Below are 12,934 nucleotides of genomic sequence, written 5' to 3'. Positions count from 1 at the left end.
GAGATTGAGTGGATGAAGGCTCAGGGCATCACGACCGGCTGGCCCGATGGTACGTACCGTCCGGAGGGTTCGGTGAACCGTGACGCGATGGCTGCGTTCTTCTACCGTTACGCTGGTTCGCCCGAGTACACTGCCCCCGCGCAGGCTCGTTTCACGGACGTTCCGACCGACAAGCAGTTCTACCGCGAGATTTCGTGGCTGGCTGAGCAGGGCGTGACCACCGGCTGGCCCGATGGTTCGTTCCGCCCCGTGGAGCCGGTGCACCGCGACGCTATGGCGGCGTTCGTGTACCGCTACAGCACGGGTGTGCTGAAGGAAAGCCCTGAAATCTAAAAACCTGAATTCTAGGGTTCCGGGAGCTAAAATCTCAGAGCCTAAGGGCTCGTAAGGTTCTACCGCTGTAGGTGCTACCTCAGCAGGTTTTACCGAGGGAGCCGTACCGTTGCAGTTTATCTGCGGCGGTGCGGCTCCCTTTTTCTGTGGTTGGGTGCTTTGTTATTTACGCGTAATGTTCCGTAATACGAGTCTGACTAGGTTATATAAAGAATCGTTGAGACAATAAGTGAAGGTTTCTTCACCATCGGCATGAACCTTGACGTTCACGCCGCATGGACACACTGGAGGCGCACTGGAAACACAGTGCAGACGCACCGTAGCACTCTCGGTGCAGAACCCCCTCGGCGTAGAACTCTCCGCGCAGAACCTCGGTGCAGAAACCGCTAAGAAACGCACCATCACTAAATAAGGAGCATTCAGTGGCAACCTTCCCTGAAGCTACCCCCGCGCGAGCCACCCGGCACACACAGCCGGGTCGCCTCAAGCAGCTGGCACGCGGCTGCGGCGCACTCACCCTGGGGCTCACCCTCGGGCTGACCGCCCTGCCGTTCGGTACCGCTGCCTACGCGGCACCGGGCGTAGTACGCGGCACAGACCGGGACGCACCCCACCAGAACACCGGCACCGGCGAGAACAACAACGAAGTTCTCTCCCCCAGCCTGGACGGCGCCACCGGCGAACGCGCCGTGTTCGTCCGATTCAAGGGTCAGGGTGCGTACGCCCAGACCCAGCCGGACGCGGTCCGCTCCCGCGCGCAGGCACCCGTCAACGCGCAGGCGCAGGTGCAGGCAATCCGCGCCAGCGTGCAGCAGCAGGGCGCCTCCGCGGCGAAGGAATCCGGCGCGCAGGTCCTGTACACCACCCACAACACGATGCGCGGCGTGGCGCTCTACGGTAACGTCGAGCAGATTCGTGCGCTCGCGAACCGCGACGATGTGGAACGCATCAGCATCATTGAGGATATGGCACCGCAGAACAGCGGCACCCTCATTGATACGGACACGCTCTCCGTGTGGGCGAAGAGCCCGGCGAACCCCGCCTCCACCGGCTACACCGGCAAGGGCGTGAAGATTGTCGTGCTCGATACCGGTATCGACTACACGCACGCCGATTTGGGTGGCCCCGGCACGCAGGAAGCCTTCGAGAAGGCGAAGGCATCCGACACGATTCCCGAGGGCACCTACGATCCGAAGAAGTTCCTTGGCGGCTACGACCTGGTCGGTGACGACTACAACTCCGGTAAGAAGGAAACCTCCACTCCCCACCCGGATAACAACCCGCTCGACTGCGGCGGCCACGGTAGCCACGTGGCCGGCACCGCGGCAGGCTACGGCGTGAACGCGGACGGCAGCACCTTCCACGGCGACTACTCCAAGCTCACCGAAGAGCAGCTCAAGGACATGAAGATCGGCCCCGGCTCCGCACCGGACGCCCAGCTGATTGGCCTGCGCATTTTCGGTTGTAAGGGCACCACCGCGTTCGTCCCCAAGGGCCTGGACCGCGTGCTCGACCCCAACGACGACGGCGACTTCTCCGACCGCGCCGACATCGCGAACCTGTCGCTCGGCAACGAGTTCGGCGTGTTCGATGAGACCGTGAACTACGCGGTCGGCTCCCTCTACCGCGAGGGCATCCTCTCCGTGGTTGCAGCGGGTAACGCCAACAACTACAACGCCGTGGGCGACACCTACTCCAACTCGGGCGGCCCCGGCACCAGCGCCTACGGCCTGACCGTGGCGAACTCCATCGGCTCGACCCAGCTGGTGGACCGCGTGAAGATTCTCGCCCCCGCGAACGAGGCGGACACCTACGGTGACTACTCGGTGAGCTTCGACTATTCGAAGGCAACCAAAGAGCAGCTGCGCGGTACCGTGGTGCGTGCCGCCTCCCGCAACCGCTACGCCTGCGAGGCATTCACCGAAGAGGAAGCCGCAGCGCTGAAGGGCAAGTGGGCTCTCATCGACTGGGCGGACGCTGACGGCACCGCACCCTGCGGCTCGAAGGTACGCTTCGACAACCTGCAGGCGGCTGGCGCGACCGGCGTGGTGCTCACCTCGAACACTGAGGTCGGTGACACCGCTATCGGCGGCAACTCCTCCATTCCGGGCGTGCGCCTGTCAAAGAGCCAGGTGGAGCGCCTTTCCGCGCAGATTGATTCCGGTGAGCTGACCCTGCAGCTCGGCGAGAACCTGCGCGACTCAATCCGCGTGCCCAACGGCAAGCTGGATCAGGCGAACACCTCCACCGCGCGCGGCATGCACGGTTCGCACGGCATCACCAAGCCGGACGTTGCGGCACCGGGCACGAACATTTCCTCCATCGAGGTTGGTAGCGGTACCGGTTCGAGCGTGAAGACCGGTACGTCCATGTCCACGCCGTTTGTTGCCGGTGTTGCGGCGCTGATCATGCAGGCGCACCCGGAGTACGGTCCGCGCATGCTTAAGACCGTCATCATGAACACCGCCGACCACCACATGCAGGACGCCTGGGGCAACCCCTACGCGGTGGACCGTGTGGGTACCGGCCGCATCAACACGCGTGCGGCGGTGGCTGACCGCGTCATGCTGTTCAACGCGGCACGCCCCGAACAGGTTTCGGACACTTTCGGCGTGCTCGAGTACACCCCGAACGCCGGTGTGCAGACCCTGCAGCACCGCGTGAGCGTCGAGAACACCGACTCGGTGGCGCACACCTACACCCTGAACTATGAGGGAAGCACGAGCATCCCGGGTGTGGAGTTCTCCTACCCGCAGTCCGTGTCTGTGGGTGCCGGTCAGAAGGCAACGTTCACCGTGACGGTGCGCATTGACCCGTCGAAGCTGGAGAAGACCCGCGACCCGTCCATGTACCCGAACCAGGATTCGGTGAACTACTCGACCGGTACGGTCACCATTTCGGGTGCCCGCCAGTACATTGCGAGCGCTTCGGGCCGCCTGATCCTGACCGACGCTGATTCGTCGGCTGCGGTGAAGACCCTGCGCATGCCGCTGCATGTGGCCCCGAAACCGGTCTCCGCAATGCGCGTAGCCGGTGCAGATATTCACTTTGACACGAACGGCGTGGGTGCCCTGGAGCAGACCCTGACCCTGCAGGGTACCGCGGTGGATCAGGGCGGTTACCGCTCCCTGCTGGGTGCCTTTGAGCTGGGCGCTTCGAGCCCGCGCATCCCGACCGCGAAGCTGGGTGTGGGTTCGGATTCCCGCATGGACCTGCAGTATGTGGGTGCCGCCTCGGACGTGGCGGCGTTGAAGGCTGCCGGTGCGGACACCTCCGAGGCGCGCCTGTCCTTCGGTATTTCCACCTGGGGTAACTGGCAGGAGGTGACCCCGCGCGGCACCTACTACGTGTTCATTGATACCGACAAGGACGGCACGAGCGACTACCGCCTGCAGACGGTGCGTGAGAAGGGCCTGGACTACCCGCTGGTGAAGGTTTCTAAGCGCAGCAACGGCAAGTGGCAGGCCATTGAGAACGCCCTGTACCCGCTGAACGGCACCTGGGGTGATACGGACACCAACATTATGGATTCGAACACCCTGGTGATGACTGTTCCGCTGAGCGTTCTGGGCCTGGATCCGAACGCCGAGTCCACCGAGATTTCGTACTCGGTGACCACTTCGAGCGCGTTCTCCGCTACGACCGTGGTTGATACGACTGATTCGGTGGTGTTCAACTATGCGGCGCCGAAGCTGTGGTTCAGCGGCGAGTCTGCGGGCGTTCCGAACCTGTTCGTGGACGCACCCTCCGCGCAGCTGGTGGCTCACCGTAACGGCGATGCGAAGAACGTTTCTGCACTGTTCCTGCACATGCACAACGCGACCGGTGACCTGTCCGGCGTAAATGGGGCTGCGGGTGAGCGCGCGCAGGTTCTGCGTGTCTCTTCGAACTCTGAGGCTACCGCCGCGAGCGCACACTTCAAGGATGTTCCGGCGGATTACCCGTTCGTGAACGACATTAACTGGCTGGCTCAGCGTCGTATTACGACCGGCTACCCGGACGGCACGTTCCGCCCGAACGGTTCGGTGGAGCGCGGCGCGATGGCGGCGTTCTTCTACCGTATGGCGGGTTCGCCGCAGTTCACTGCACCGTCCACTCCGAGCTTTAAGGATGTGCCGCGTGACCACCCGTTCTATAAGGAGATTGAGTGGATGCGCGCTCGCGGTATTACGACCGGCTGGTCGGATGGTACGTTCCGTCCGAATGCTGCGGTGAACCGTGACGCTATGGCGGCGTTCTTCTACCGTTTTGCGGGTTCGCCGGCGTATTCGGCTCCTGCGGTGTCGCCGTTTAGTGACGTGTCGGCCGGTAGCCAGTTCTATCGTGAAATTTCGTGGCTGGCTGAGCAGCGTATTACGACGGGTTGGGCTGATGGTTCGTTCCGTCCGGTTCAGCCGATTGAGCGTGGCGCGATGGCGGCGTTCTTGCACCGCTATAACGTGCGTGTGCTGAATAACCGCTAGTCAGATACGGATGTGAGGGCCGTGTTGGGGTGGAGTTTTCTGCCCCGGCACAGCCTTTTCTGTGGGCTGTTATGTCTGCGGCGTAGACTTAAGTTATGCGTGAATTACAGGTTCAGAACGGCGAGGATGAGACGCTGCCAGCTGCCCAGGATGTCCTCGATCAAGAGGAGCTTCTGAACGCGGCGGCTGACTTCATTGACCGCTATGAGAGTGTCTTTGAAAATCTAAGCCACTGATATTCCTTTGAAAAAGAAATACCCCCGGCGGATGCTGCACGCATTTGCCGGGGGTATTTGCTTGCCCCACCCTGCCCGAGGCGGGCTAGTTAGCGCTGGCGGGCTTCTTTACGGTTGATTTTCTCAATGGCGGCTTCCACCTTTAACTTGCGGTGATTGAGCTTCCAGAGGCTAAAAGACTGAAGCAAGGTACTCTTACCAATCTCCACAAGGGAGGGCAGCCCCTGCCGGGTGAGTGCCTCATTGATTTCTTCCGGGGTGGCGCCCTGCTCCTTCATCTGCTCGATGATGATGTTCGCCTCCGCTATTTTCCCCGAGGTGAGCGGGTGGTTTTCGAGGCTGGTTTCGATGTCTACGAGCTCGTCGTAGAGTTCAGTTTTTGTTTTTGCCATGGTGCTGTCTTCACCGTCCTTGGTTGACGTGTTCTGTGGCGTAGCAGGTGTGGGGGCGTTTTCCCTCATCACCGGCTATTTTGAACGGTATTTGAACCGTATGTTCATGCTAACAGCCGCACGGGTTGTCGCACAGGGTTTTTACCGGTGAGTATGCTGTGTATTTTCAGGGCTGAAACGATACTGAACCCGCCGCGTACGCCGCGCTGAACGCACCGTGTGGAACACTACCTTGCTTCCCTCGGCGGTTCACCGCACAGGCTATAAGGTGGAGCGTACACTTAAGTCATGCGTGAATTACAGGCACAGATCATCCGTGAAATGGGCGTCAAGCCCAACATGACCGAAGAGCAGGCACGCGAAGAAGTGGAGCGCCGCATCCAGTTCATCTGCGACTACCTGGAAGCCACCGGAAGCCGCGGCCTGGTACTGGGCATCAGCGGCGGCATCGACTCCACCCTGGCGGGCCGCCTCTGCCAGCTGGCGGTGGACCGCCTCAACGAGCGCGGCCGCACCACCGAGTTTGTGGCGGTGCGCCTGCCCTACCGTGTGCAGCACGACGAAGAGGACGCGCAGGAGGCGCTGCGTTTCATCCAGCCCACCCGCTCCCTGACCTTCAACATTGCCGAAGCCGTGGACGGTTTCGACAGCGCCTACACTGAGGCGACCGGCGAGCAGATCAGCGACTTCAACAAGGGTAATGTGAAGGCGCGCGCCCGCATGATCGCCCAGTACGCGGTTGCTGGCGGCCCCGGCTACCTGGTGGTGGGTACCGACCATGCGGCGGAGTCCATTACGGGTTTCTTCACGAAGTTCGGTGACGGCGGCGCGGATCTGCTGCCGCTGTACGGCCTGAATAAGCGCCAGAACCAGTTGCTGCTGCGTGTTTTGGGTGCGTCTGAGCGTCTGTGGGCTAAGCCGCCGACGGCTGACCTGCTGGACGGCGTACCCGGCCGCACCGATGAGGATGAGCTGGGTCTGACCTACCCGCAGATTGATGACTACCTGGAGGGTAAGGAAATCGACGAGGCGGCAGCTGCGAAGCTGGAGCAGATTTACCTGCGTAGCCGCCATAAGCGCACTACCCCGGTGACGATTTTTGATTCCTGGTGGAAGAACTAGGCGGAAGAACTAGCGCCTCCACTAGCATAGAAACCAACGTAAAAGCTCCGGCTCCCATGGTGGGAGTCCGGGGCTTTTACTATGCTTTTGCAGACCGAGGACTATGCCTTCTGTTCGGGCTGTGCGCCAGAAACCTGGGCAGCCTGAACGTCCGAATCCTCAGAACCTTCAGCCTCAACCTCAGCTTCAGCGGGCGGTACCTTCGCGCCACCCGTGGCGAGGAACAGCACCAGGCCCAACGCGCAGGCGAGCACCTGGGTGAAGGGGAACGCCCAGGTCAGACCCTTAAAGCCGAACCACATGTTGCCGAAGTACACGGCGGGGAAGAACAGCAGAGCAATACCGAGGGTCATCAGCATTGCCGGGCCGCCCTTACCGGCCGCCTGGAACCAAGACACAAACACGATGCTGACCGCGTTGAACACGGCGGCGAGCATCAGCGCAACCATAATCTCCTCGCCGGTGTCGATGAGGCTTGCATCGCCAACCACGGCGAGCAGTTCACGGCGGAAAATCAGCACCGGAATGGTGATGATCGCGGAGGTCGCCACGGACAGGATCGTTGCGGTGCGCAGCGCCTCCTTCACGCGGGCGCCGTTGCGGGCACCGTACGCGTAGGCGTACAGCGGGATACCGCCCATACACAGGCCCATGCACAGCATTTCGGGCACCATGTTCAGGCGCATTGCCAGGCCGAACGCCGCGACGGTGTCGTCACCGTAGGAGGCGGCGAGGTTGTTCAGCAGCAGGGCGGCGAAGATCAGGTTGAGGCTCTGAATGAGCTCAGCAGCACCGACCGCGACCACGGGCTTGATGATAGCGGGGTCGAGGGAGAAGTCGCGGATGTTCGCGGAGAAGTTCTCGCTCTGACGCATCAGGAACAGCAGGTAGTACAGCATGGATGCGCCGTTCGCCAGCAGCATCGCCCAACCGGCACCGGCGACGCCCATGCCCATGATGGCGATGAACAGCACGTCGAAGATGCAGGTGACGACGGTGCCGACGATGATGCCGTACATGGACTGCTTGGCGTAGCCTTCGGATCGGACGAGCTGTTCGAGGGTGAACATGCCGATAGCGAGGGGCGCGCCGAGGAACATGAGGTGCACGTAGATGCGGGTCGGTTCGTAGGAGCCGCCGGATGCACCCATGATGCTGGTGATCGGGTCGGCGAGGATGAAGCCGATAGCCGCCGCGACGATACCGGCACCGAGCGCCGAGTAGAGGGCGAAGGAGGTGACGCGGTGAATTTCGTGGGCGGGCTGGCCTTCACCGAGCTTGCGGGAGGCGAGGGTTGAGGAGCCCAGGCCGAACAGTCCTGCGATCGCCATGATGACGCCGAAGACGGGCACGCCGTAGCTGGTGGCGGCGAGGTCTTCGGTGCCGCCGTAGTGGCCGACGAAGTAGGAGTTCACCACGTTGTAGATGCTGGTGATGGCGAGGCCGAGTGCCATGGGCACGCCGAGGGAGAGGAGCGCCTTGAGGATGGGGGCGTCTTTGAGCAGGTAGATGTTCTGCGGGTCTTCGCTTGCGCCGTGCGGGCCGTGTCCGCCGTGTCCTGCGGCGGGTGCATTGTTGTTGGGTGCGCTATTTTTGGGTGCGTTGTTTTCAGTCTGGTGGGACGTCATAGGTTCCTGTGGTTCTAGTCTGTGTTGTGTCCGGTGCGCGGTAAGAAGCGTGGTCCGCACAAAAAACGGGCTAGTGTATTGTACCGTTTCCACGTAGTGGTTGGGCTAGGGGTTTAGACAAAAAAGTAACGAGGCGCCCCTCCCCGTTTAGGGGTGGGGCGCCTCGCCTCATACGTATCGCATGTAGGAGTGTGAGCTATTCGAGTTCAACCGGACCAAGCACGCGAACCTCCTCAATATCCAGGATTTCCTGAATCGCGTGGAGCACATTCGTGTCGATTATGCGCTCATTACGCAGGCGCTTGAGCACGCTGCGTTGCTTCTCCAAATGCCGCAGGCGCAGCTCTTTCTCAAGGTCGCCCGCTTCAATAATGCGGCGGGCTTCTTCCGGCGCATTCGCACCGTCTTTACGAACGGCGTGCAGGTTGCGGTGTATACTCGCGTTGTACATCTGTTCGTCGGCAATGCGGTCGATAATCCACTGTGGTGCACCAATTTCCTGGCCGATCTCAGCCACAGAGTCGAAGGACTCGGCAATGATCGTGCGGATTGCTTCATTAATCTCATCTTCTTCGGTGGTATCAACCGGAATTTTCGCCCACCTAATAACGAGCGGCAGGAGCATCCCCTGAACCACCATCGACAGCAGAACCACGCCCGCAACAACAAAGATAATAAAGTCACGCGCGGGAACATCAGTCGGCACGGAGAGAGCCACCGCGAGGGAAACACCGCCGCGCAGTCCCGCAAAGGTACTCACTACACGGCCACGGAAAGTTGTGCGCAGCTGCTTCTGCTTTTCTGAACGGTCAAGGGCACGAATAATACCGATCGAGACGTGCAGGAAAATAAAACGCGCCGCAATGGAAACAAGCCATGCCACCACAATCACGGCGAACGTCAAAGCCCACGCATAGTTGTATTCACGAAGAACATCATCCACAGGCGCTGTGGCGCTGGGCAGCTGAACACCCACGAGCACGAAGAGCGCACCGTTCATGACATAGGAGACAAACGACCAGATGGGCAGACCGTAGAAACGGTTTTGGGGTTTGATGGTATCCGGTCCGCGATAGGTCAGGTAGAAAGCGGCGACCACCACAGCCACCACTCCGGAACCTTTCATGCCCTCAAAAGGCTCGATCTCTTCAGCCAGGAAGAAAGCAATAAACGGCACGGTAAACATGAACACGCTGAAGTTCATGGGGTTGCCGATGTGCGCACGCAGCTTATCTACACCCCATCCGACGGCCAGGCCAACGAGAGTTCCAATCAGGAACGAGAAGAAGAACATTCCGGATGCAGTCCCCAGGGTAAGTTCATGACCACCCGCAAGCTGCAGGGCGAGTGCGAAAAGAACTAGGGTGGTGCCGTCGTTAATGAGTGCTTCCGCTTTAAGGGTGGTGATGGAAGATTTGGGGAGTTTGCCGTTGAGCGTTGCCACGGCCACAGCATCGGTGGGGGCGAGCGCCACACCGATAATCAGCGCCACAGGCCAGATGAAGACGCCCATAAATGTGTGAAGCACCCAGGCGATAACGAACGCCGTGAAAATTACGAGCACCGTGCCCGAGAGCAGAATGCCGCGCAGACGAGCGCGCGCCTCACGCCAGGAGGTGTTTCGGGTCTCCCAGAAGAGCATGATGGGCAGGAAGATTTCGAGAATCACGTGCGGTGGCAGCCCGACCTCGCGCACCTCGTGCATGGCGTGAACGGGGATGAGCGCCAGCACAAGCCCCAGGAAAATGAGCAGAATGGCGGGGGTTATCCGTATTTTATGGGCGAGGATATTACCCAGAAGAATTGCCAGCGATAGGGCAATGATGACTTCAAGCAATTTGGTGTGTTCCTTTTGGATGTGGCGGCTGGTTCATGGTGTGCGTCTGATAGACGGCTGATGTCCGCGAGTGTGCGGGTGCCAGGGTGCCCAAAATGTTTTGCTCGTTCCCTGGGCCGTGAGGCTTCCGCGTGGGGACGAGTGCGGGCGTAGCTTCTGTATTTTACCGTTGTTCAGTGCGGGTGGGTGGATGTTTACCCTGAGCAAAACCTTGCCTTATGGCCGCTCGGGATGTGAGTTTATGGGAGGCGACCTGCGTGCATCCGGCGGGTCTGCTCAGCCGGGCCTGCTCAGCCCATGAACCGCCCTACTCTAACCGCTTTTCATGACGTTTTGTGTCATTCTGACGTGAACTTGGGGTCGTACTGTGTCAGAGAACAGAAAATCCGCCCCCGTGAGTGCGCGCGAACACTCAGAACGTGAGAAGATAAGGTCATGACTGATAACAACACCGTAACCGGCAGCCCGCTTGTTAAGCGCGGCCTGGCCGACATGCTCAAGGGCGGCGTCATCATGGACGTCGTCACCCCCGAACAGGCTAAGATCGCTGAAGATGCTGGCGCTGTTGCCGTCATGGCTCTCGAGCGCGTTCCCGCGGATATTCGTGCGCAGGGCGGCGTGGCTCGTATGTCTGACCCGGACATGATTGAGGGCATCATTGATGCTGTTTCGATTCCGGTCATGGCGAAGGCACGCATCGGCCACTTCGTTGAGGCTCAGATTCTGGAGACCCTGAAGGTCGACTACATTGACGAGTCTGAGGTTCTTTCTCCCGCTGACTACGTGAACCACATTGATAAGCACCAGTTCAAGGTGCCTTTCGTGTGCGGTGCTACCAACCTGGGTGAGGCTCTGCGCCGTATCACCGAGGGTGCCGCTATGATCCGTTCGAAGGGCGAGGCTGGCACCGGTGACGTCTCTGAGGCGACTAAGCACATCCGCACCATTAAGCGTCAGATTGCTGAGCTGCAGGGCCTGTACAACACCATGCCCGACGAGCTGTACGTGAAGGCTAAGGAACTGGCTGCACCGTACGAGCTGGTTCGTGAGGTTGCTCAGACCGGTAAGCTGCCCGTGGTGATGTTCACCGCTGGTGGCGTGGCTACCCCCGCTGACGCTGCAATGATGATGCAGCTGGGTGCTGACGGCGTGTTCGTTGGTTCCGGTATTTTCAAGTCGGGCGACCCGGTTGCTCGCGCGAAGGCTATCGTGAAGGCTACTGCTTTCTACAACGACCCGGAGAAGGTTGCTGAGGCTTCTCGCGGCCTGGGTGAGGCTATGGTCGGCATTAACGTTGCTGACATCCCGGCACCGCACCGCCTGGCGGAGCGCGGCTGGTAATTCGTGCGCGCACCCCGTATTCGGGGTGAGTGTTTGATGAGGGGGTGGGGTTCGCTGAGGCGGGTCCCACCCTCCTTGTGTTTGTTGTGTTTGTTGTTTTGTGAAGGGAGCGGTGATGGTTGAGAAGGTTCAGCCTACCGGTGTTTTGCCGGGTGAGGGTTTTACGGTTGGTGTTTTGGCGTTGCAGGGCGGCGTGAGTGAGCATGCGGAGATGCTGGAGTCTCTGGGTGCGCAGGTGCGTTGGGTGCGTACTGGTGAGCAGCTTGAGGGTCTGGATGCGCTGGTTTTGCCGGGTGGTGAGTCGTCGACGATTGACCGTTTGACCCGTATTTTTGGTGTGCGTGAGCCGCTGATTGAGGCGATTTCTTCGGGTCTGCCGACTCTGGGTACCTGTGCTGGCCTGATTATGTTGTCGGAGCGTATTGATGATCCGGCGCCGGGTCAGCAGTCGCTGGGTGTTTTGGATGTTTCGGTGGGTCGTAACGCGTTTGGTTCGCAGGTTGATTCTGCGGAGGTGCGCCTGCCGTGGCTGACCCCTGCCGGTGATGAGGTGGTTATTGATACGGCGTTTATTCGTGCGCCGATTGTGACTGGCACTGGTGAGGGTGTGCAGGTGACGGCTCGTCATGAGGGGAAGATTGTGGGTGTGCGTTCGGGCAACCTGATTGGTATTTCTTTCCACCCGGAGGTTACGGGCGATACGACGGTGCATGAGGAGCTACTGGCTCTGGCACGCGAGGTGAAGGGCAAGTAGCCCCTCCCCCAAAAAAATAAGCCCGGTAATGACCGTTTAAAGAGTTGTGGCGATGACCGTTGTTCGGTCACCGCCACAACTGTTTTTGCGCGGGTTTATGCGTGAGTGGACTTATGGGCGGGAGCTGCTGGGGGTTTGGGGCTGGGCCTTCCACTGCTGGTAGGCGCTTGTGGCGAGGAATCGTGCACGGTTGCCGTCGCTGAGCGTCTTGATGTCTGCGGGGGCTGCCTCGTACCACTTTTCGTAGAGACGAATAATCATCTCGGGGTAGGCGGCTTCTTCCAGGTCTGCGCGGTGGGGAATGAATTCGTTGCGGTTCTTGATGTCTCGGTACTCGCTACCGGCGAAGGGGTCGGTGAGTCCGACGCTGGGGTGGGCGTTATAGGCATCGATGTTTTGAACGTATTCGGGGAAGGTGCTCCGCCCTGCTTTGAGTGCGGCGTGGCACTTGCTGTCGATTTCACTGGGCTCAATGATGTGGGCGCCGTCTGCGAGGATGTTCCGGTACTGGATGTACGCGGGGTATTGTTCATCGGTGCGCGGGACGGGCTTGGTGGCTTCTGCTGATGCGAGAGCTTCGGCGGAGTATGAGGAGCAGCTGATGGGCGGCGTGGTGCTTGCCGTTGCTGAGGCGCTCGCCGTGGAGGGTGAGGAGGTGCTACTTGCCGCGGTGTTCGCACCGCCGCAGGCGGCAAGGAACAGGGGCAGGGTTAAGAGAGCGGCGCCGTATCGCAGTGCGTTATAGCGGGGGTTGGGGGTCCTAGAATTCAGGGCCATAATGTCACCTCATTGTGGGCTGGAACATACCGAATTGACCCTCACTATACG

General features: G+C 60.4%; 9 protein-coding genes. 5 read left to right on the top strand and 4 right to left on the bottom strand.

Annotation, left to right across the window (positions count from 1 at the left end; all coding sequences use genetic code 11):
• Both HMPREF2884_RS06250 and HMPREF2884_RS06245 read left to right on the top strand, forming a co-directional pair.
• Window positions 1-333: S-layer homology domain-containing protein (locus HMPREF2884_RS06250; protein WP_141753512.1), on the top strand; the 333-nt coding region annotated here is incomplete at its 5' end.
• A gap of 422 nt (window positions 334-755) precedes the next feature.
• A complete protein-coding gene (locus HMPREF2884_RS06245) occupies window positions 756-4,796 on the top strand; it encodes a S8 family serine peptidase (protein WP_070616301.1) in 4,041 nt (1,346 codons plus the stop codon).
• A 325-nt stretch (window positions 4,797-5,121) separates the two neighbouring features.
• On the opposite strand, the gene HMPREF2884_RS06240 is transcribed toward HMPREF2884_RS06245, so the two are convergent.
• Entirely contained in the window at window positions 5,122-5,493 is a 372-nt protein-coding gene (locus tag HMPREF2884_RS06240; RefSeq protein WP_246827939.1) for a recombinase, read from the bottom strand.
• A 219-nt stretch (window positions 5,494-5,712) separates the two neighbouring features.
• On the opposite strand from HMPREF2884_RS06240, the gene nadE reads away from it, so the two are divergent.
• Window positions 5,713-6,546 (top strand): ammonia-dependent NAD(+) synthetase, encoded by an 834-nt coding sequence (nadE, locus tag HMPREF2884_RS06235; RefSeq protein ID WP_049343527.1) that lies wholly within the window; start codon window positions 5,713-5,715, stop codon window positions 6,544-6,546.
• A gap of 101 nt (window positions 6,547-6,647) precedes the next feature.
• Here the strand turns inward: nadE and HMPREF2884_RS06230 are convergent, their stop codons facing one another.
• Entirely contained in the window at window positions 6,648-8,174 is a 1,527-nt protein-coding gene (locus HMPREF2884_RS06230; protein WP_070616300.1) for an MATE family efflux transporter, read from the bottom strand.
• A 196-nt stretch (window positions 8,175-8,370) separates the two neighbouring features.
• A complete protein-coding gene (locus HMPREF2884_RS06225; protein ID WP_049341158.1) occupies window positions 8,371-10,011 on the bottom strand; it encodes a Na+/H+ antiporter in 1,641 nt (546 codons plus the stop codon).
• A gap of 435 nt (window positions 10,012-10,446) precedes the next feature.
• On the opposite strand from HMPREF2884_RS06225, the gene pdxS reads away from it, so the two are divergent.
• Together pdxS and pdxT are read left to right on the top strand one after the other, a co-directional pair.
• Window positions 10,447-11,352, top strand: a complete 906-nt coding sequence (gene pdxS / locus HMPREF2884_RS06220) for a pyridoxal 5'-phosphate synthase lyase subunit PdxS (protein ID WP_005507298.1) — start codon at window positions 10,447-10,449, stop codon at window positions 11,350-11,352.
• Between the two features lie 115 nt (window positions 11,353-11,467).
• The gene (pdxT, locus tag HMPREF2884_RS06215; protein ID WP_049350439.1) at window positions 11,468-12,106 is read left to right on the top strand and encodes a pyridoxal 5'-phosphate synthase glutaminase subunit PdxT; all 639 of its coding nucleotides are present in this window, start codon (window positions 11,468-11,470) and stop codon (window positions 12,104-12,106) included.
• A 111-nt stretch (window positions 12,107-12,217) separates the two neighbouring features.
• Here the strand turns inward: pdxT and HMPREF2884_RS06210 are convergent, their stop codons facing one another.
• The gene (locus HMPREF2884_RS06210; RefSeq protein WP_070616299.1) at window positions 12,218-12,883 is read right to left on the bottom strand and encodes a hypothetical protein; all 666 of its coding nucleotides are present in this window, start codon (window positions 12,881-12,883) and stop codon (window positions 12,218-12,220) included.
• Between the last annotated feature and the right edge of the window lie 51 nt (window positions 12,884-12,934).

The organism is Rothia sp. HMSC073B08 (assembly GCF_001812975.1).
Classification (GTDB): Bacteria; Actinomycetota; Actinomycetes; order Actinomycetales; family Micrococcaceae; genus Rothia; species Rothia mucilaginosa.
This window is presented reverse-complemented; position numbering and strand designations above follow the sequence as displayed.